Annotated in this window: 16 protein-coding genes; 2 read left to right on the top strand and 14 right to left on the bottom strand. The window is 39.8% G+C overall.

Going from position 1 to position 18792, the window contains the following annotated elements:
- The first annotated feature begins 79 nt into the window (after positions 1-79).
- Entirely contained in the window at positions 80-913 is an 834-nt protein-coding gene (locus ACO1QW_RS04605; protein ID WP_486256128.1) for a DUF2911 domain-containing protein, read from the top strand.
- 67 nt (positions 914-980) lie between these two features.
- Here the strand turns inward: ACO1QW_RS04605 and ACO1QW_RS04610 are convergent, their stop codons facing one another.
- The 5 genes from ACO1QW_RS04610 to ACO1QW_RS04630 all read right to left on the bottom strand — a co-directional run bounded on the left by ACO1QW_RS04610 (position 981) and on the right by ACO1QW_RS04630 (position 7706).
- Positions 981-1457, bottom strand: coding sequence for a hypothetical protein (locus ACO1QW_RS04610; RefSeq protein ID WP_486256130.1), 477 nt, complete (start codon positions 1455-1457; stop codon positions 981-983).
- Positions 1458-1484: 27 nt separating this feature from the next.
- Positions 1485-3200 carry a sodium:solute symporter family protein gene (locus ACO1QW_RS04615; RefSeq protein ID WP_486256132.1) on the bottom strand — a complete coding sequence of 572 codons (1716 nt, stop codon included), beginning with the start codon at positions 3198-3200 and terminating at the stop codon, positions 1485-1487.
- Positions 3201-3321: 121 nt separating this feature from the next.
- Positions 3322-3495: a hypothetical protein gene (locus ACO1QW_RS04620; protein WP_486256134.1), complete on the bottom strand. Its 174-nt coding sequence runs from the start codon at positions 3493-3495 to the stop codon at positions 3322-3324.
- Positions 3496-3527: 32 nt separating this feature from the next.
- The gene (locus ACO1QW_RS04625; protein WP_486256136.1) at positions 3528-6092 is read right to left on the bottom strand and encodes a PIG-L family deacetylase; all 2565 of its coding nucleotides are present in this window, start codon (positions 6090-6092) and stop codon (positions 3528-3530) included.
- Between the two features lie 207 nt (positions 6093-6299).
- Positions 6300-7706 (bottom strand): nucleoside recognition domain-containing protein, encoded by a 1407-nt coding sequence (locus ACO1QW_RS04630; RefSeq protein ID WP_486256138.1) that lies wholly within the window; start codon positions 7704-7706, stop codon positions 6300-6302.
- Positions 7707-7898: 192 nt separating this feature from the next.
- Between ACO1QW_RS04630 and ychF the strand changes: the two genes are divergently transcribed.
- On the top strand, positions 7899-8999 hold the full coding sequence (ychF, locus tag ACO1QW_RS04635; protein WP_486256140.1) for a redox-regulated ATPase YchF: 1101 nt from the start codon (positions 7899-7901) through the stop codon (positions 8997-8999).
- 152 nt (positions 9000-9151) lie between these two features.
- Here the strand turns inward: ychF and ACO1QW_RS04640 are convergent, their stop codons facing one another.
- The 9 genes from ACO1QW_RS04640 to ACO1QW_RS04680 form a co-directional block, all read right to left on the bottom strand.
- Complete coding sequence (locus tag ACO1QW_RS04640) at positions 9152-9403, bottom strand: type B 50S ribosomal protein L31 (RefSeq protein ID WP_486256142.1); 252 nt, start codon at positions 9401-9403, stop codon at positions 9152-9154.
- A 460-nt stretch (positions 9404-9863) separates the two neighbouring features.
- On the bottom strand, positions 9864-10043 hold the full coding sequence (locus ACO1QW_RS04645; protein WP_486256144.1) for a hypothetical protein: 180 nt from the start codon (positions 10041-10043) through the stop codon (positions 9864-9866).
- 112 nt (positions 10044-10155) lie between these two features.
- Entirely contained in the window at positions 10156-10647 is a 492-nt protein-coding gene (locus tag ACO1QW_RS04650; RefSeq protein ID WP_486256146.1) for a YajQ family cyclic di-GMP-binding protein, read from the bottom strand.
- A gap of 147 nt (positions 10648-10794) precedes the next feature.
- Positions 10795-13272 carry a TonB-dependent receptor domain-containing protein gene (locus ACO1QW_RS04655; protein WP_486256148.1) on the bottom strand — a complete coding sequence of 826 codons (2478 nt, stop codon included), beginning with the start codon at positions 13270-13272 and terminating at the stop codon, positions 10795-10797.
- 290 nt (positions 13273-13562) lie between these two features.
- On the bottom strand, positions 13563-14852 hold the full coding sequence (locus ACO1QW_RS04660; protein WP_486256150.1) for a prolipoprotein diacylglyceryl transferase: 1290 nt from the start codon (positions 14850-14852) through the stop codon (positions 13563-13565).
- 85 nt (positions 14853-14937) lie between these two features.
- Positions 14938-15960: a Smr/MutS family protein gene (locus ACO1QW_RS04665; RefSeq protein ID WP_486256152.1), complete on the bottom strand. Its 1023-nt coding sequence runs from the start codon at positions 15958-15960 to the stop codon at positions 14938-14940.
- A gap of 101 nt (positions 15961-16061) precedes the next feature.
- Positions 16062-16529, bottom strand: coding sequence for a DoxX family protein (locus ACO1QW_RS04670; protein ID WP_486256154.1), 468 nt, complete (start codon positions 16527-16529; stop codon positions 16062-16064).
- A gap of 92 nt (positions 16530-16621) precedes the next feature.
- Positions 16622-17074 (bottom strand): methylglyoxal synthase, encoded by a 453-nt coding sequence (locus ACO1QW_RS04675; RefSeq protein WP_486256156.1) that lies wholly within the window; start codon positions 17072-17074, stop codon positions 16622-16624.
- 1 nt (position 17075) lies between these two features.
- Positions 17076-18761 (bottom strand): amino acid permease, encoded by a 1686-nt coding sequence (locus ACO1QW_RS04680; RefSeq protein WP_486256158.1) that lies wholly within the window; start codon positions 18759-18761, stop codon positions 17076-17078.
- Positions 18762-18792 lie beyond the last annotated feature (31 nt).

Consider the following 18792-nt stretch of genomic DNA (forward strand, 5'->3'; position numbering starts at 1 on the left):
GAGCCATGCCTTTTCTCTGCCTAATAACTGCTGAAAAATCGGGCGAAACATATAACGGAAAACAATAAAAAATCAACAAATGAAAAAGTTACTTCTCATTGCCTTTTGCATGGGCACACTTGTAATGACAGAAGCTCAACAATTAAAAACGCCTCAACCATCCACCACACAAACCGTTAAACAGGAACTTGGACTGGGAACAATCGAACTTTCTTACAGCCGTCCGAATATGAAAGGCCGTAAGATATTCGGCGACCTGGTGCCTTTTGATAAAGTATGGCGTACCGGTGCCAACAACGCAACTACTTTGACTTTTACCGATGAAGTAATCATTGGCGGCACAAAAATTCCTGCAGGTAAATACGGGTTATTGTCAATCCCTTCTGCAAATGAATGGACCATTATCATCAGCAAACAAACCGACGTAACTTCTCCTGCTGCTTACAAACAGGATATGGATGTGGTACGTGTAAAAGCTAAACCAATGCAATTGCCATGGAGCTTTGAAACGTTTGGTATTTCTTTCGAGAATATTAAAGACAATGGCTGCGAGTTGATGATGGCATGGGATAAAACATTGGTGTCGTTACCAATTACTTCTGATGTTGATGGCAAAGTAATGAAGCAGATCGAAACAATTATGAAGAGCGATAGCCGTCCTTATTTTGCTGCAGCTTCTTACTATGCGAATAATGGTAAAGATTTAAACCAGGCAATTGTTTGGTACGATAAAGCCATTGAGCAAAATCCTAAAGCTTTCTGGGTATATTATCAAAAGGCAAGCACTTTAGCTAAGCTTGGTAAAAAATCAGAAGCAATTGCAGCGTCTAACAAGTCAATCGAATTGGCAAAAGAAGCAAAGAATGATGACTATGTTGCCCTCAACGAAAAATTGCAGAAGGATCTGAAATAACCAGATTTTTGCCAATAAATAAAAAAGCTCACAGCATGCTGTGAGCTTTTTTTATGATTGAATATTTTTATTTTGAAATCGGATAACTGTTATAAGGCAGCGCTAACGGTGGTGTGAGATCGGCTGTGTTGAATTTGGTAAGCGAAAAGAAACTCTTATCGCAACAATCGGTTTGTCTTGAAGTATATCCAAAAACCAACGAATCGGTTACTGTGTTGTTCAACGAAAGATAATAAGTTGAGTAATCTTTACTCACAGCAAAGCCGGTGATATAATTGGTATCGGCAATAACCTGGAATGAACGCATCACATTTTCAACAGCTCCGTTACTCACCCTCTTCGCAAGGATCTTTACTTTGGCTGAGTCGTACCGTTTGTTTACGCCGCCAATAAGATCATTACCTGTTGCTCCAACTAAACGAAATGAAAAGCCGGGAAGAATCGGATTTCCACAATCAATCCTTGAACAATCTGTACCGCCGCAACGGCTGCCTAAAATTGAGAACATTAAAACCGATGACACGATCAATAATTTATTCTTCATGCTGCAAAAATAAAGTCATTTAAGTAATCAGGCATTTTCTTTGCCTGTTAAAGTTTGTATGATGATGGATAACACAACTACCGCCACTGCGCCGATTACATTTAGCCAAAGGAAGGAAATGATATCAAGGTAGTAAACACTTATAACAATCACTTCAGATATAACTGCCGCAATAAAAACCGCATTTCCTTTTACTTTCTTCAAATAAAAAGCCACGAGGAAGATACCAAGTATCGTACCATAGAACCAACTGCCAAGGATATTTACCGCTTCAATTAAACTGTTACCGAGGTTATATGCAAAGAAGGCAATGACCATGCAAAAGATGCCCCAGAGCAATGTGTAGATCTTGCTCCAGTTATATTCCTGGCGTTCTGTCAATGGCTTCTTAGAAAATTTCTGGTGAAAATCGCACATCGTGCAGGAAGCAAGTGAATTTAATGCTGCAGCAATACTTCCCCATGCTGCCAGGAAAATGATGGCGATGATCAAACCAACTAAACCCGTGGGCAACACATCGCCCACGAAACGAAGAAAAATATAATTGGTATCGTTTGTATCGGCATTGGGATCAGCTTTTTTAATAAGGCTTTTCATTTCATTCCTTATGGCTTTACCCTTTGTTTCAATTTGCTGAAGTTGGGTTCTTGCCAGGTTTACGGCTTCCGGCTGGTCGGTCTTTCTTGCATTGGTTAATGCAAGGGCTACAGTTTTTTTCTCATCCTGCAGCTGATCATACACATCCATCGCTGCCTTATAATCACCGGCATAAGTACTCTTCAATACAACAGCTTCCTGTGTTTTATTAAAAAAAGCAGGTGCTTTAAAAAATGAATAGTATGCAAAAAGTAAACAACCTATGATGAGTATTAAAAATTGCAACGGCACTTTCACCAAACCATTCATCAGTAATCCCAATCGGCTTTCACGTGTATCCTTTGCCGTGAGATAACGCCCTACCTGGCTCTGATCGGTTCCAAAATAACTCAATGCTAAAAAGAAACCACCAATAACGCCACTCCAGATATTATAGCGGTCTTTCCAATCGAAACCATCTTCTGTAACACCAGTTGTTATAACATTTAGTTTTCCTGCTTTACCTGCCACATGCAATGCATCGGTGAAATTTAATCCTTCTGGTAATGATGTGATTGCATAGTAGCCTGCAATGAACATGGCGGCATAAATAATAATAAACTGTACCTGTTGCGTGTAAGCAACAGCTTTAGCCCCACCAGTAACCGTATAAACGATCAACAAACCTCCGGTTACGATATTGGTTGCATAAATATCCCAACCCAACATGCTGCTTAACACCAGCGATGGTGCAAATATGCTGATGCCTGTACTTAATCCACGTGATAGTAAAAAGAGAAAGGAGGTAAATGTTCTTGTCTTTAGATCAAATCTTTTTTCTAAAAACTCGTAAGCAGTAAAAAGTTTCAACTTATGAAACACGGGAACAAACACAATACACACAACGATCATGGCCAGCGGCAAACCAAAATAGTATTGCACAAATCGCATTCCATCCGTGTATGCCTGGCCTGGTGCCGTTAAAAACGTTACGGCACTTGCCTGTGTGCCCATGATGCTAAGCAAGATCACCCACCATGGCATTTGCCTGTTACTTAGAAAATAGCCTTCGAGGTTTTTTGAATGACGACTCCGGTAAACGCCATACACTATTACACCCAGCAGTGCAGCAATAAGAACGATCCAATCGGCGATTTGAAAATTCATGCAAACTGTTGAGTGAAAAAATAAAAGATGATGATGAGAATAACCAACGTGGCAGCAACGGCAATATACCAGCCGTTCCAACGTGATTCATTTTTATCGGGCAATTTGCTCATTGATTTATTTATGATTCATTTTCATCATTACGTGGCCGCAGGTAATACATCATGAACAATGCAATACCAATTCCCAAAAGCAAACCATAAGCAATTCGTTTGCTTATGAAGCCTATCAGGAGCCCCAGTCCTAATCCCACTAACAATGTTCGTTCAATACCCGCTTGTTTCTTTGCACTCATATCTTTCACTTATCAACTTAAAATTATTGCAATTAATTCTTTGGCTTTGCCAGCAAATTAGCAATTAACCTGTAAGCACCCGGTACGCCTGCCGGAAGCTGACGGAAAAATGCAACAGCACTATATACAAAACGACCTTTACCATAATCAGCAACAATGAGGCTTCCGTTCCGTTGAGGTTCACCTGCATCATTCATTCCGAGTAAAGAAACATATTTTGCATCAATATTATCTGCTTCGTAAACGCTACGCTCCTGCACCCAACCTTCAAAATCTTTTTCGGTAATTTTATTTGGATAGTTCAGGACAACATGACCAGGTGCGAGGAAATTTACTTTGGCATTTTCTTCGGTCACCCGATTTCTTGAAATAACAAATGGATACGGGGCCATTTTTGAACGCAACTGTCCTAACTGGTTACTAGTGTTATACTGCACCAGCAACACACCGCCTTCTTTTACATATTGCATCAATTCATCGTAAGCATTGCTCAACCATTCATGAACATTGTAGGCACGAATACCTGTTACAACGGCATCGTATTGTTTTAGGTTAGCATAGGTTACCATATCTTCTGAAAGAATTTCTACTATGTATCCTAACTGCTGCAAACTGTATGGGAGAAAATCACCCGCTCCGTTAATATACCCTATCTTCTTTCCAGCAATCTTTGCATCTACTGTTACCACTTTAGTAACAGCATCGGGGAAATAAGTGATTACTGGAATATGATCATATTGAATTTTACGTACACGTTGTTTATTGATGAATGAAACTCCTGATGAATAATTAGGCTGAACAAAGCCTGATAATCCGTTGCTGAATTTCTGCGGTTTCACCTTCGCAGTTAAATGATAGTCACTTCCCTTTACAAATTCAAATTGTCCGTTATCCGGATTTATGTTCCAACCATTCGCACCATTGATTGACACCGTTCCTTTTGTTTTAATTGTTGCTTGTGGCACAAATGAAAAGCTGATCTGTTTTGCTGCAGTATCCTTAAATAACAACAGTGAATTAGCAGCCTTGATCAACGCCGGAGGATACACAATTAATTTTTCATACAACTCCCCTTTCACAGGATCGGTATGTTTATACATTACAGGCTTAGTAAATGAAAAATCAGTTCCGTAAACGGAGATATGGAAAACAGCGGCATACGAAGGACCATTCTCAGCCAAACCGATTCTTCGCTGATCATCCACCGTAAAACTTCCGGTGCTCATTGGTTTTGCAATCCAGTATGGTTCGGTTACTTGTCGCTTGATCAAAATGCGTCGGCCAAAATTGATATTTTGATTTGGAGAAAGTTGTTTATCAAGTGTTGAATCAACAAAGTAAGGTTGTTCAATCATTTCCTTTTTCAACGCTTCTTCGTACCAACTTAATTTTTTTAAACTATCACGACTGGCAACTAACGAACTGCTGTCGAGCATTACACGTTTTAATAATACGGGAACTGCTGTACGGTTTATCACGTTAAAGTTTACACGTAAACTGTCGCCGGTTACAATATATTCCTGGTTGGTGCTTGCTTCCATCCATAAACCTGCACATGCTTCAATCAACGCTTTTATTTCGCTGAGCTTTTTTATTTTCCAGTCACCATCATTAATTTTTTCAATTGCTTTGTACAAATCAACGAGTGGCTTAACCGATGCTGATGGATTTTGCAAGGAATAGGTCGCCACAATTTCATCGATCATTTTATTAATAAGCACTCCGCCTTCGAACCTGCTCCAGTCTGTTACAATGCCTTCTGCAACATCGTCCTTTGCTGGTTCACCCGCAGTAAATGAAAAGAATTCTGTTGCAGGGCCACGCTGACTGGGTACACCAAAACCCTGGCTCTTGTGCATACTCCTGCTTTCGCTGGCAATTTCGCCGTAACTTTTACCCAATAAAGGATTGAAAACGCCGGCATCTAATTTCAACTGATCGTTTGATGTAGTATTGTTTCCACCAAAGTTGAACGTATTCCAGAATAGGCGTTTTGTTTTCCAAGGTTTCACGCCAAATTTGAATTGTTCAGGAAAACGGTTAGGATCAGCTGCTGCATCAAAAGCCTCACGGGCAAGCACAGCCGAAGCTGAATGATGACCATGGCCCGCCCTGTTATCTGGTGGAAATCGGGTGATGATGACATCAGGTTGAAATTTACGGATGACCCACACCACATCGCTCAATATTTTTTCTTTATCCCAAATACTTAATGCTTCTTCGGTTGTTTTTGAAAAACCAAAATCATATGCACGGGTGAAGAATTGTTCAGCCCCATCTATTCGTCGGGCCGCCAATAACTCCTGAGTTCGAATCAATCCCAACTCAATTCCCTGCTCATCGCCAATAAGATTTTGTCCGCCATCGCCTCTCGTCATACTTAAATAACCGGTACGGTATAAACGCTCTTTGCTGAAATAAGCCAGTAGTCTTGTATTCTCGTCATCAGGATGCGCAGCAACATACAGTACACTGCCAACCACTTTGAGTTTTTTAAGAGACAACAAAATCTCCGCAGTGTTCATTGTTTGCGGAGTTTGCGATTGCGCAGAAATAAGTAGAAATAAAGAGAGAATAAAAACGATTCCTTTTCTCATGGAAAACAATTGATGGCTGCGAAGATAGAGTTTGCACTTATCTCCTTTTTACCGATGCTGTAAATTTTATATGATTAACATTTTGCTTTAAAAATAGTGAATGGTGAGTGGTGAATAGTCAATAGATGTTCCTTTAAAGAAGCATTTATTCGTACCTCTCACCGTTTAACGGTTAATGGTTTTTTGAAATCCATTACTAACTATCTATTACAATGATGATCCAAAAAACAAATAAGCTAACAAGATGGAAGTGACGATACCCACAAGATCGGCCAGTAACATAGCTCCCACTGCGTACCGGGTATTCTTGATACCTACCGCTCCGAAGTAAACTGCAATCACATAAAAAGTGGTGTCGCTTGAACCTTGTAATACCGATGATAAACGACCGGCAAATGAATCGGGGCCAAATGTTTTCATGGTGTCGATCATCATCCCTCTTGCACCGCTACCGCTTAAAGGTTTAATAAGAGCAGTTGGCAATCCATCCACAAAACGTGTATCGGCACCCATCCACATAAATATTGATTTCATACCATTGATCACCACATCAAACGTACCACTTGTTCGAAGGAGGCTAATGGCCACTAACATTCCAACCAGGTAAGGAATGATGCGCACAGCAGTTTCAAATCCCCCTTTGGCACCTTCAATAAATGCATCAAACACATTTATTTTTTTATACAATGCACCCAGCACAATGGCCAGGAAAATAAACAGAATTAACCCATTGCTCAATACACTTGAAAAAGATTGTACACCATCAGCATCTAAACGGACTAGATAAAGCACCAAAGCTGCAATGATGGCGGAGATACCTAATACCCATGCAAGAATCACAGGTTGAAAAACATTGATCTTTTGTTTGAACGAAACAATGAACATTGCCGCCATGGTAGCTGCAAATGTTGCCACCATGCAAGGCACAAAAATATCGGTTGGGTTGCTGGCTTTTAATGATGCACGTGCAGCAATGATCGTTACTGGAATTAAAGTTAAACCAGAAGCATGCAAACACAAAAACATTAGTTGTGCATTGCTGGCGGTTGTTTTGCTGGGATTAAGTTCCTGCAAACTATCCATTGCTTTTAAACCGAATGGTGTTGCAGCATTATCAAGGTTTAAAAGATTAGCGCTGAAGTTCATCATCATGTGCCCAAACGCCGGATGACCTTTCGGCACTTCGGGAAAAATGCGGGAGAAGAAAGGACCGATAATGCGTGATAATAAATTAATGCCACCTGCTTTTTCGGCGATGCTCATGAAACCCATGAATAGTGCCATAATGCCAATCAAACCAATACAAATTGTAACTGCGTCTTTACAGGTTTCAATAACACCATTGGCATTTTGCGCCCGCACTGCAACAACCTCAGTGCCCTCTTTTTTATAGGTGAGTTTATTTTCGGTAACCCGGGAAGCAGTATCTAAACCTTGCAGAATGGCTGGAGAAACAATGGATGGATTCATTTTCCCGACAGCAAGTGAATCACCGCTTTTGCCAATGATCATGGAGGAAAATATCTGCTTTTCGCCATCGGAAGGGAGATATTTGAATAAGGCTACCGTAATTGCAATAAGAATGAACGCACTCCAGATTCTGCTTAAAGCCATAGAACAATTTTAGATTTTCGTCCCGATAAATATCGGGAGAAGATTGCAGATAATGACAAAGCAGTCAAATTCATATTTTCACAGGTTTCGCTGCTAAGCCCCGAAGGCTTATCTTTGCGGCCGATTTTGAAAGTCAATGGTCAATCAAAATCAAACATCAGACATCATCCATCTTAAATCAGATATTATACAATGGGTTTAAAAGCAGGAATTGTGGGTTTACCAAACGTTGGAAAATCAACTTTATTCAACGCAGTAAGTAACAGCGCCAAAGCACAGGCAAGTAATTATCGTTTTTGCACTATTGAACCAAATGTAGGTTTAGTAGATGTACCTGATGTGCGTATCGATAAACTGGCCGAATTAGTTGTTCCGGATCGTACGGTTCCTACGCAGATTGAAATTGTTGATATTGCCGGCCTGGTGAAAGGTGCAAGTAAAGGCGAAGGTTTGGGCAACAAGTTTTTAGCAAACATTCGTGAAGTGGATGCCATTATTCATGTGATCCGTTGTTTTGAAGATGAAAACGTATTGCGTGAAGAGGGTGCTATCAACCCTGTTAGCGATAAAGAAATCATTGATACAGAATTACAGTTGAAAGATCTCGATACGGTTGAAAAGAAAATTCAGCGTATTGAAAAACAGGCACGTGTTGGTGATGCCAAGGCAAAAGCCGAGCTGGAAGTATTACTTGCTTGTAAAGCTCATTTAGAACAAGGGAAAAGTATTCGTGGTTTGGATCTGAATAGTGCTGAATTAGATCTTATCCAGGATTCATTCTTCCTCACTCAGAAAAAAGTATTGTATGTGGCAAATGTTGATGAAGCCAGCATGCATACCGGTAATAAATATTCAGAAGCACTGATTGCTGCTGTAAAAGATGAAGGTGCGGAAGTGATCGTTATGAACAACAGCATCGAAGCTCAGATCAGCGAAATGGAAGATCCCGACGATAAGGCTTTGTTCATGGATGAATATAAAATGACCGAGCCTGCATTGAATCGTTTGATCCGTACCACTTACCATCTTCTCGACCTTCAAACTTATTTTACTGCGGGTGTACAGGAAGTTCGTGCATGGACCTTTCATAAAGGCTGGAAAGCCCCTCAATGTGCCGGCGTAATTCATACCGATTTTGAAAAAGGATTTATTAAAGCCGAGGTAATTGGATATGATGATTATGTTACTTTCAAAACGGAAGCTGCAGCCCGTGAAGCGGGTAAATTAAGAATTGAAGGAAAAGAATACCTGGTGAAGGATGGTGATGTGATGCACTTCCGATTTAATGTTTAAGCAAAGCTGTTGAACAGTTAATAATACTCAGTAACCACTCAGAAATGAGTGGTTTTCTTTTATAACAACGTTCTCAGCTGAAAACAAAAAAATCCCCCGGAAACCGGGGGATCAATTTATTTACAAACTGACTCTTAACGAAAGAGTTCAGCTTATGCCTTCTTAGCGTATTTTTTCTTGAATTTGTCGATACGACCTGCAGTATCCACGAGGATATTCTGACCAGTAAAGAATGGGTGGCTTGTGCTGGAAATCTCCAGTTTAATGAGGGGATATTCATTACCATCTTCCCACTTAACTACTTCTTTAGAAGGAGCGGTAGAACGGGTTAAAAATGAATAGCCGTTACTCATGTCTTTAAACACTACAAAACGGTAATTAGCGGGATGAAGTTCTTTTTTCATAATTCCTGGGAGTTTTCAGCACGGATTTGGCCGTGCATTTTTTTAAACGAAAGCGCAAAAGTAAAGATTCTATGGTATTGAGCCAAATGAAATTTCCGTTACCGCAAAACTACTTTTAAACATCCAACCGTTAGCACATACCTCCCCTTAAGCTGCCAAAACACCAAGGGGAAACAAACGCTTCATATTATTCTTTTATAAACACGACAAAAAACTATGAAAACCATTTTTTTAATTGTTTCTTTGCTACCCTGCTTGCCTATCAAGAAATATAAAGTTCAATATCCGGATTACAGAACTTCTTAAAACGAACATTATGTTGACGCACCTGCTGGTAATCGGATCTATCCTTTTTTTATTCGTAAGCATTCAGTGGCTTTCCCGTAGCAAAAAAGCAAAATTGCGTCACTCAGCTCAGCGTGGTTTTTCAACAAAACAGGAAGTTGCAGCTTAATAGTCTTTACTTGGTTTTTTCCCGTTCATATAAGGGCATAAAAAAAGCACCGAATCGTTTTATAATCGCTTGCGCTCTTATACTTACTAACCCAGTGCTTTTGGAATCAGCAATTATCTTTTGACGGACTTTTGCTGCTCCACCACTTTCACTTTTATTGCTAAAATTTCCAGCGGCTTTGTACATTAAAAGTACTATTCACATCCATTGTTTCCAACTTTTAAGCCCTCATGATATGCACCAGTTAAACACCTGTTTATCCACCGATAAAGCACAAAATACAGGGGTTTCGCACAGTTTATGAACGCATATTCTCGTATTGTAAAGGAATTCCCAGATCCCAGCCTTTAGAGGCCTGGATCACTTCCTGCAGATCGTCAATTTTTTTGCCTGTCACCCGCACAATATCGTCGTTAATGGAGGCTTGTACCTTCAAACCTGAATCTTTAATCAACTTCACAATCTTTTTTGCATCATCTTGTTTCAGGCCATTTCGAACCAGCACTTCTTTTTTTACCAGTTTCCCGCTTTGGAATGACTCCTTGCTTTGATCAAATGCTTCGGGTGCAATGCCTTGTTTATGTGCCCGGCTTACCAACACATCGATCAACTGCCCCATTTTCATTTCATCTTCCACTTCAATATTGATCTTGAATTCTTTTTTATTCAGATCAATTTTTACATGACTTGCTTTAAAATCAAAACGATTAATGATCTCTTTCGTTGTAACATTAACTGCGTTGTCCAACGCCTGTGCATCAACTTTACTTACAATATCAAATGACGGCATAACAAAAAAATTAAAGTGAGTTGTACAAAATACGAAGTGTTTCAATGCAAAAATAATTGTTGAGAAATAAAGTATGCTATAAAAAAGAAACCCCGGTAGAAACCGGGGTCGTCAATCAACATGAGAAAATATATAAAGAATTAAAAATTATTCACTTGCTTTTACACGATTTTGCTCATCGGCGGCACCACTTGCTTTACGACGTGTGTTGCTATTAATTTTTCCTTTGCTGAAGCGATAAGTAAATGTCATACCCACTGTTCTTGAATCTCTTCTTTGCTGGAAGTTTGCATTTACGACACCATACTTAATTTGGCCTTGACCTCTTTGTGTCCAGAGGATATCTCTAACATTTAAACGGAGCGATCCTTTTCCTTTTAAAACCGGCTTGCTCACGCCAAAGTTTAATTCACCCAGGGCTTTGATATGAAATACACCTTCGTATCCTGCTGTTCTGTAAAAACCGCTGATCTCTGTGGTCCAATCTTTTCCAAACCTGTAAGAATTGGATGCATTTAAGATCATCGTTGTTCTTCCGAGTTTTACATAATCACCATTTACCAAACCTTCAAAACGGTTGTTGTATACATTCACATAAATATTACCGTTCCATTTTTTAATTTGTTTGAATGCACTTACTGCTACACCAAATTGTTGTTGCTTGGCAATGTTTGCACGTTTAATGTAAGATTCAGTTTTTGCATCGTTTTGTTCCAATACTTCCTGGATAATGTTATTGGTGTTTGTATAGTTAAATGTGGTAGTTAAAAACCCTTTGTATGTGTGCGATAATTCAATGTTATGACTGAACTGTGGTTTCAGGTTAGGATTACCTTGTTCGTACGTATAACGATCGATAAACTCAACAAATGGATTTAAACTTTCGTAATCCGGGCGGCGAATTCTTCTGCCATAATTTACGCCCAAAGAATGCTTTTGATTAATAGCATATTGAACATATAAGGTTGGAAACAGTTGTGTATAGTTTAAGTTGAAGGTTGTATCAAAATTAACAAACTTCTCATTGTTTTTATCGTAAGCATAACCTGTTGAGTGACCTCGTGCAGATGTATTTTCTAAACGCAATCCAAGTTGTGCACTTACTTTTTTATTAAGCTGCTTGCTGAAGTTGATATAAGCAGCATTGATATTTTCTTTGTACACAAAATCATTACGACGGGCCGAATCCAATTTCATTTGATTGTTGACCAAGCTGTCATAACGGGCAACATTATCTGTTTCAACAAAGCTTGTTTTAAAACCAGCTTCAAACTTCAAACCTTTTTTGAATGGATGCACATAATCAACCTTTGCACTGTAGATATAAATATTCTGCGGCAGATTACCATATAAGCTATCAGGCATTTTAGGCTGATTGCCATTTTCATAAGTATTAAACAGGCTTTGTGAATTGCTTGCATTGTAGCGTAAGTGATCTACATCTGCTGATACTTCTCTACCCGTTGAATCGAATACATGTCGGAAGTTGAGGTTAGTACCAAAATGTTTCCAGGTTGAGGAGTTTACAGCCTTACCTGTTGTTTTGCTCAACAACGTATGATCGGGGCTGAAAATATTGATATCACTTCTGCTCAGAAAATCACCGGGGCTATAGAAACCATTAGCAGTAACGCCAAAGGTTGTTTTCTTCGTTGCAAAGAAATCCATACCTACTTTACCATTCAAACTTCTGTTTTTATGGATCATTCTTGTTTCCTGTTCGAATAATGAAACAACTTCTTTTGTTACGGCATTTGAAAAACTACGTTGAATATCTAATTCCTGGAAAGAGTTTCTTGCATTGAAATTTCCGTTTGCAAACAAGTTCACTTTATTCTTCCTGTAGTTAAATGTGAAACTGTTGGTGTAGCGTTGGTAACGTCCCTGAGTGTAGCCGGTTGTCAGGCTTCCATTGTAACCAAATTGCAACGTACGCTTAGTTCTTATATTGATGATACCGGCATTACCTGCTGCATCATATTTTGCAGGCGGGTTGGTCATGATCTCAATCTGATCCAATTGTGGGCCCTGCAGGTTACGTAAATAATTGGCAAGATCAGCACCTGATAAGTAAGCTGGCTTACCATCGATAAACACTTGCACCCCTGCTTTACCTTTTAAGCTGATGTTGCCATCTTTATCAACCGTGATACCAGGCGATTTTTCCAAAACTTCCAAAGCGTTGGCGCCTGCATTGGTGGGCGATGCATCAACATTCACCACCAGTTTATCAGGCTTTTGCTCAAACATGGGGCGTTTACCAGTAACAGTAACTTCTTTCAAACCCTTTGCTTCAGGTAAAAGACTAAAAGATGGCAATGTAACCTCTGCTCCATCCTTCACTTCAAATTTGTTACTGATTTTCTTTTGGAAACCAACACTGGTGATTCCCAATAGGTACGAACCATCTTTTACAGCTTCAAAAGAGTAAGCACCGCCTTTGTCCGTAATGGCCGCTTTCACCAGCGAGCTGTCTTTACCACGGAGTAACGACACAGTGATTCCGGAAACGGGTTTTTGACTTTCGTCTTTCACCTCGCCTTTTACACGTGAAGTTGTTTGAGCATTGGAAGAATAGGTGCAGGTTAGCAAGGCCGCAATTAGAAATGCAGAAATCTTTTTCATGATGATGAAGGTTTGATGATTCGGTTTAAATGATAAGGTTTAACAGTTGACAGTACCTGTTCTTTTCTATTACATGTCAAAAGTAGGTTCTATGTTTTGCATAGTACATTGTTTTATGCTGAACGGCAATTTTAACTTATGTCCGGCAAAACAATGACACACATGTGACGGGCAAAGTGCAAACATGTTACAGAAAGCTGCCATAATCGGGACAAGCGGAAGAATTTGGAGATAGCTGGAAAAAAGAAAGGCTCCTGTTGAGGAGCCTTCTTGAATATTACAAATCCAGATTATTTTAACGTCTGGGCCTTTTTCTTAAATACGAAGTAAAGCACAATTCCTAAAATAATAAGTCCAAGAGAAATGAGCTCGGCCTGGGTAGGTTGAAATAGAAGATCTTCATATTTCGTATTCACCCTGATTTTTTCAATAAAGAAACGCTCAAGCCCATTCAGTACTAAGTAAAGACAAAATACTCCGCCAGCCAGTTTAATACGATCCCGGGCGAAAAGGAGAATGCCGAAAAGTATTAAACACATCACTGTCTCGTAAAATGGAGTCGGGAAAACGGGCAAAGGCAAATAGTTGCAATGCTCCGGTTGATCACAGCCGGGAAGCTTTACACCCATGCTGTTTACGTTGTGAGGATAGGTGTAAGCCACCATCCATAAAGGAAGAAACGATGGTGCTTTAAAACTTGCTGATGGAACATTCTCCACCTTGAAATCACGACCGAACTCCTGGTGGATATAAGTTGTATTGTTCTGAACCGCCTGTTGAAACTCACCTGGCTTGGCCAATTGAACATTTGCACTTGAATCTGTTACGTATGCAGCGTTGGGCACCCCCCAATCCCCATCACCGGCAACCTGGCAACCAATGCGGCCAATAGCGTAAGCCAGCATTAAGGTTGGGCCCATCGTATCGGCAAGATGACGAATGGAAATACCTTTTCGCTTTGCATAAACAATGATTGCGATTGCGGCACAAATCAATCCCCCGTAAAAAGTCAATCCGCTAAAGGAAACCAGTGCACCAACAGGATCAGCTACAAATTCATCCCAATTCTCCAGGTTGTGAAAAACCTTTGCCCCGGCAAAACCAAAAATGGCTGCAATAACTGTTATATCCCCCACCCGTTCGTGCGGCCACACACGCACTTTTCTTTCTTCGGGTTTGGCAGCTTTTTGCTTGTTCTTTTCGTACCACTTCAGCCAGGCAAAAAGTATGGCTAAAACAATACCAGCGCCCCAGCTACCTTGTGATGAGAAGATATATTCCTGTGGATTGACGCCTTCACCTGCATTTAAAAAGGCACCAATGATCTTATAGCCCATGATGAAACCCAGCAAAGCATTCAACAGCAATTCGGTGGTTGTAGCCGGTTGACCAAACATCCGCTTCTCCTCTTTGGGAAATAACAGACCTTGTTTCTCTTTCCTTTGAAGTCCTTTGGTTAAAACTATAGCTCCTGCTATAAAAGCAAGTGCCACGAAGAAACCAAATGAATTGAGAAATCTTGCTCCCTCCCACTCTACACCAAAAACATCCTTTAAGAAATAATACAGATTAGGATACATGCTGAATATTTGAGTTGCAATGATACTTGAAAAAATTGGATTGATACCGTAGGCCGATTTTACAGTTTGTGCTTATGATAAGCACTCAGTATTGAAAATAAATTTCAGTAGCACCATAACCATACAAAGGATGATATTGGTTCACAAACGATTTTACTTCTGATTTTAACCTAAGTATATCATGAATTTCATCCCGTAGCTTTCCTTCACCTACACCGTGAATAATGATGAGTGTTGGCTGCATGTGCAATACAGCCAGTTCATAATACTTTTCAAACTCGTGCAGTTGTGCTGTAAGTATCTCGAAATTGCTGAGATGTTTCCAATGATTACTGATCTTTTCAATATGCAGATCAACAACTGAACGTGCTGGTGGAATATGTTGCCTCGCTTCTCCTGCATCATACACTTTAAATCCTGCAGCAGATAATTTATGCAGGTCAACTCTTTCTGTATGTACTTTATCCGGATAGCTTGCCATGAGTTGATAGCTGAAACTCGCTTCTTGCTTCTTCAGCATTTCTTCAATACGTTGAAATAACTGTTTTGCTTTCATCTTCAGCGATGCTTCAAAATGATCGGCTTTCTTTTTATCGGGCGTTGCTAAAGAAAATTCAAAGTCAAAACGTGGAGCATCGTTTAATTTTTCAAACTCCACATCATGAATATAAAAATCACTGAACGGTCGTATTTGATTACGAAGATTGAATTCACTTTCGCCAGTGTAGCGCAGATGATAATCAAACTTGAATTCGGTATCGGAATTATTTACAAGATAAATGCGGAAATACTCCACCACATCATCATCAAAAACATCTTTGTCGAAAACCGGCAGAAAAGATATCCAAACACCCTCAGCCACATTATACCCTTTTATAGCACTACCTTTTTCTTTCTTTACATCATCAACATATTTCTTTTGCTTTGGAGGAGGTGCTTTCTTTTCAGAAAAACGTTTGAAATATGGAAAATCGATCTGGTCAGTATATACAGGAAACTGCACGCCACCCACATCAACCGTTACCATTCTCTTATCGATGATCTCTACCACTTCACCTTCTTCATTTGAATGCAGTAGCAACACTTTATCTCCAATCTGAAATTTCATTGTCTGTAATTATCCTGCAAAAATAACCCCGGTCAACAAATCCTGTTCAAACAATCGTTGTAAGAATTTATTGCCGGGGTAATCACACCACACTGGAACCATTAGCCCCACTTATGTCTATGAGGCCGCTCATCAGGATTTCTCCGCATCCACTCATCAACACTCAACTTTCCGCTACCTTCTACCACGAAAAACACCAGCAGAATGAGAATGAGCACAGATAACCATAACTCAGAATGTGGTTGAAAAATACCGCCCGATATGTTTATAAAAATTATAGCGCCTAATAATACGGGTATCTGCACCAGGCAGGCGAACCTTGTTAGTAAGCCAAAGGCCACCATGAGACCGCCTAATAAATGTGCAAACACTACATAATGTGCAAGTAAACCGGCAGATAAGGAACCTAGAAAACCGCTTTCCGCAATAAGATCAACCAATGGTTGCATGTTGTTAATGAACTGCACACCTTTTAAGGTAAGGATGATCCCCAAAACAATACGGATAAAATCGATCCATTTAGGGTGATGAGCATCGCCCCATTTCTCCATGCGTTGTACGAAATTCATAATGGCAAATTTTAAATGTGAAAGAAGCTATGCAAAAGTTACAACCGTTTTCCCGCTTTTGCAAGCCAAATTCTGCACATTAAAGAGCCATCTTAATTGATTTTACGCTTTAGATATTGACTATAATCTTCAAGTTGAATGACATAATCGTCAAGAATAAGTGGCGATGTGAAAATAAAATCGGCTGTGGCACGGTCGCATGCGGTTGGAATGTTCCAGGTTACCGCTAAACGAAGCAATGCTTTTACATCAGGATCGTGCGGCTGCGCTTCCATTGGATCCCAAAAGAAAATGAGAATATCAATTTTGCCTTCGGCAATCATGGCACCTATTTGCTGATCTCCACCTAACGGACCACTAAGTAATTTGGTAACAGGCCGATCAAGTTTTTCTTCCAACAATTTTCCTGTTGTGCCCGTTGCAAACAATTCATGTTTTGATAAAGCAGTCCGGTTGAAATAAGCCCAATCAATTATATCTGTTTTCTTGTGATCGTGTGCTACTAATGCAATACGCTTGCGGATCTTCATTTTCCTCGTTGGCATGCTAAACTTGTTGAGTGGCTAATTTACTTTTTCGATAACCATAAAAGAAATAAATGACTAACCCTATTCCCATCCACACAAAAAACCAAAACCAGCTGTTCACCGGAATTTCAATCATAAGGTATAAACAACTCAAGGCACCTAATACGGGGATCAATGAATATTTGCGCATGAATGTTAAAATGGACATCACTACCGCAATAATGATAAACAGGAGAAACAATACTTCCTGGTGATTTTCATTAAACAGGTTTGACATTGATGCCATTACTCTTTCACGAAACAGGAAAATAAATCCGGCAACAATAAGCGGAAGAATAAACTGTGCATTGATATAAGGCAGTTTGAATTTACCTGCACCTTCTTCTCTCAATTTCGGTAATAATAAAACACCAAGACAAACAAGTACGAACGCAAACAATGTTCCAATGCTAGTAAGATCAGTCATGATAGATGATGGCAAAAACATGGATGGTATACCAACAAGAATACCTGTAATTATTGTTGCGAATGCTGGCGTTTTATATTTATGATGAACTTTTGCAAAACGCTTTGGCAATAAACCATCCCTGCTCATCGTCATCCAGATACGTGGCTGACCCAACTGGAATACCAGTAACACACTTGTTGTTGCAACTACAGCACTAATGCTTATGATATAACCGATCCATTTCAAACCAAGTTTATCAAACACATAAGCAAGCGGATCATCTACTTTCAGTTCGCTGTAATTCACCATACCCGTCAGCACCAAAGCAATGAGAATATATAGTACGGTACAAATAAGCAACGCATACATCATACCTCTTGGCAGATCACGTTGAGGATTTTTACATTCCTCAGCAGTTGTACTAATAGCATCAAAGCCTATATATGCATAAAACACCGCACTCACTCCTTGTAACACACCCGTAAAACCATTCGGCATAAACGGATTCCAGTTTTTTGCATCCACATAAAAGAAACCAACAATGATCACAAAAATGATCACAGCAATTTTAAATATTACCATAGCATTGGCGCTACGTTTACTTTCCTTCATACCAACATATGCCAGGCAGGTAATTAAAGCAACAATAAAAAATGCAGGCAGGTTCAAAAACAATTTGGTTCCGCCAATATCTGGTGCACTGTTAAATCCATTGATGATGGTTTGCATTTCAGGTGTTGCAGCAGCACCCGTAGCCAGTTGCTCATTTACTGCAGCTAATGCTTCTTTTGCAGTGGTAAGATTTGTGGTTAACCAAAACGGCAAATGTATATTTAACCCTTGCAAAAGATTATTAAAATAACTGCTCCAGCTGATTGCCACCACTATATTTCCAATAGCATATTCGAGTATCAAGGCCCAGCCAATGATCCATGCAACTAATTCCCCAAAACTTACATAAGCATAGGTATATGCACTACCGCTCACGGGTACCCGACTTGCAAACTCAGCATAACACAATGCCGAGAAACCACAGGTAATAGCTGTAATTACAAAAAGTAATGAAACACCCGGGCCGCCATGAAATGCTGCCGATCCGATGGTGGAAAAGATGCCTGCTCCAATCACTGCAGCTATACCAAGGAAGGTAAGATCTCGAACATTCAAAATACGATGCAATCCAACTCCGCCATGCACCTCATCTCCACCCTGCGCAACAATTGTATTGATCTTTTTCTTTCGGAACAAACGACTCATATAATTAATTTAAAGTGTTCAAAATAGGGAA

The organism is Lacibacter sp. (assembly GCF_057361365.1).

What these genes read in the sequence shown, in the direction of transcription:
- ACO1QW_RS04605 (WP_486256128.1), top strand. Translation starts at nt 80, where the DNA reads ATGAAAAAGTTACTTCTCATTGCCTTTTGCATGGGCACACTTGTAATG.
- ACO1QW_RS04610 (WP_486256130.1), bottom strand. Translation starts at nt 1,457, where the DNA reads ATGAAGAATAAATTATTGATCGTGTCATCGGTTTTAATGTTCTCAATT.
- ACO1QW_RS04615 (WP_486256132.1), bottom strand. Translation starts at nt 3,200, where the DNA reads ATGAATTTTCAAATCGCCGATTGGATCGTTCTTATTGCTGCACTGCTG.
- ACO1QW_RS04620 (WP_486256134.1), bottom strand. Translation starts at nt 3,495, where the DNA reads ATGAGTGCAAAGAAACAAGCGGGTATTGAACGAACATTGTTAGTGGGA.
- ACO1QW_RS04625 (WP_486256136.1), bottom strand. Translation starts at nt 6,092, where the DNA reads ATGAGAAAAGGAATCGTTTTTATTCTCTCTTTATTTCTACTTATTTCT.
- ACO1QW_RS04630 (WP_486256138.1), bottom strand. Translation starts at nt 7,706, where the DNA reads ATGGCTTTAAGCAGAATCTGGAGTGCGTTCATTCTTATTGCAATTACG.
- ychF (WP_486256140.1), top strand. Translation starts at nt 7,899, where the DNA reads ATGGGTTTAAAAGCAGGAATTGTGGGTTTACCAAACGTTGGAAAATCA.
- ACO1QW_RS04640 (WP_486256142.1), bottom strand. Translation starts at nt 9,403, where the DNA reads ATGAAAAAAGAACTTCATCCCGCTAATTACCGTTTTGTAGTGTTTAAA.
- ACO1QW_RS04645 (WP_486256144.1), bottom strand. Translation starts at nt 10,043, where the DNA reads ATGTACAAAGCCGCTGGAAATTTTAGCAATAAAAGTGAAAGTGGTGGA.
- ACO1QW_RS04650 (WP_486256146.1), bottom strand. Translation starts at nt 10,647, where the DNA reads ATGCCGTCATTTGATATTGTAAGTAAAGTTGATGCACAGGCGTTGGAC.
- ACO1QW_RS04655 (WP_486256148.1), bottom strand. Translation starts at nt 13,272, where the DNA reads ATGAAAAAGATTTCTGCATTTCTAATTGCGGCCTTGCTAACCTGCACC.
- ACO1QW_RS04660 (WP_486256150.1), bottom strand. Translation starts at nt 14,852, where the DNA reads ATGTATCCTAATCTGTATTATTTCTTAAAGGATGTTTTTGGTGTAGAG.
- ACO1QW_RS04665 (WP_486256152.1), bottom strand. Translation starts at nt 15,960, where the DNA reads ATGAAATTTCAGATTGGAGATAAAGTGTTGCTACTGCATTCAAATGAA.
- ACO1QW_RS04670 (WP_486256154.1), bottom strand. Translation starts at nt 16,529, where the DNA reads ATGAATTTCGTACAACGCATGGAGAAATGGGGCGATGCTCATCACCCT.
- ACO1QW_RS04675 (WP_486256156.1), bottom strand. Translation starts at nt 17,074, where the DNA reads ATGCCAACGAGGAAAATGAAGATCCGCAAGCGTATTGCATTAGTAGCA.
- ACO1QW_RS04680 (WP_486256158.1), bottom strand. Translation starts at nt 18,761, where the DNA reads ATGAGTCGTTTGTTCCGAAAGAAAAAGATCAATACAATTGTTGCGCAG.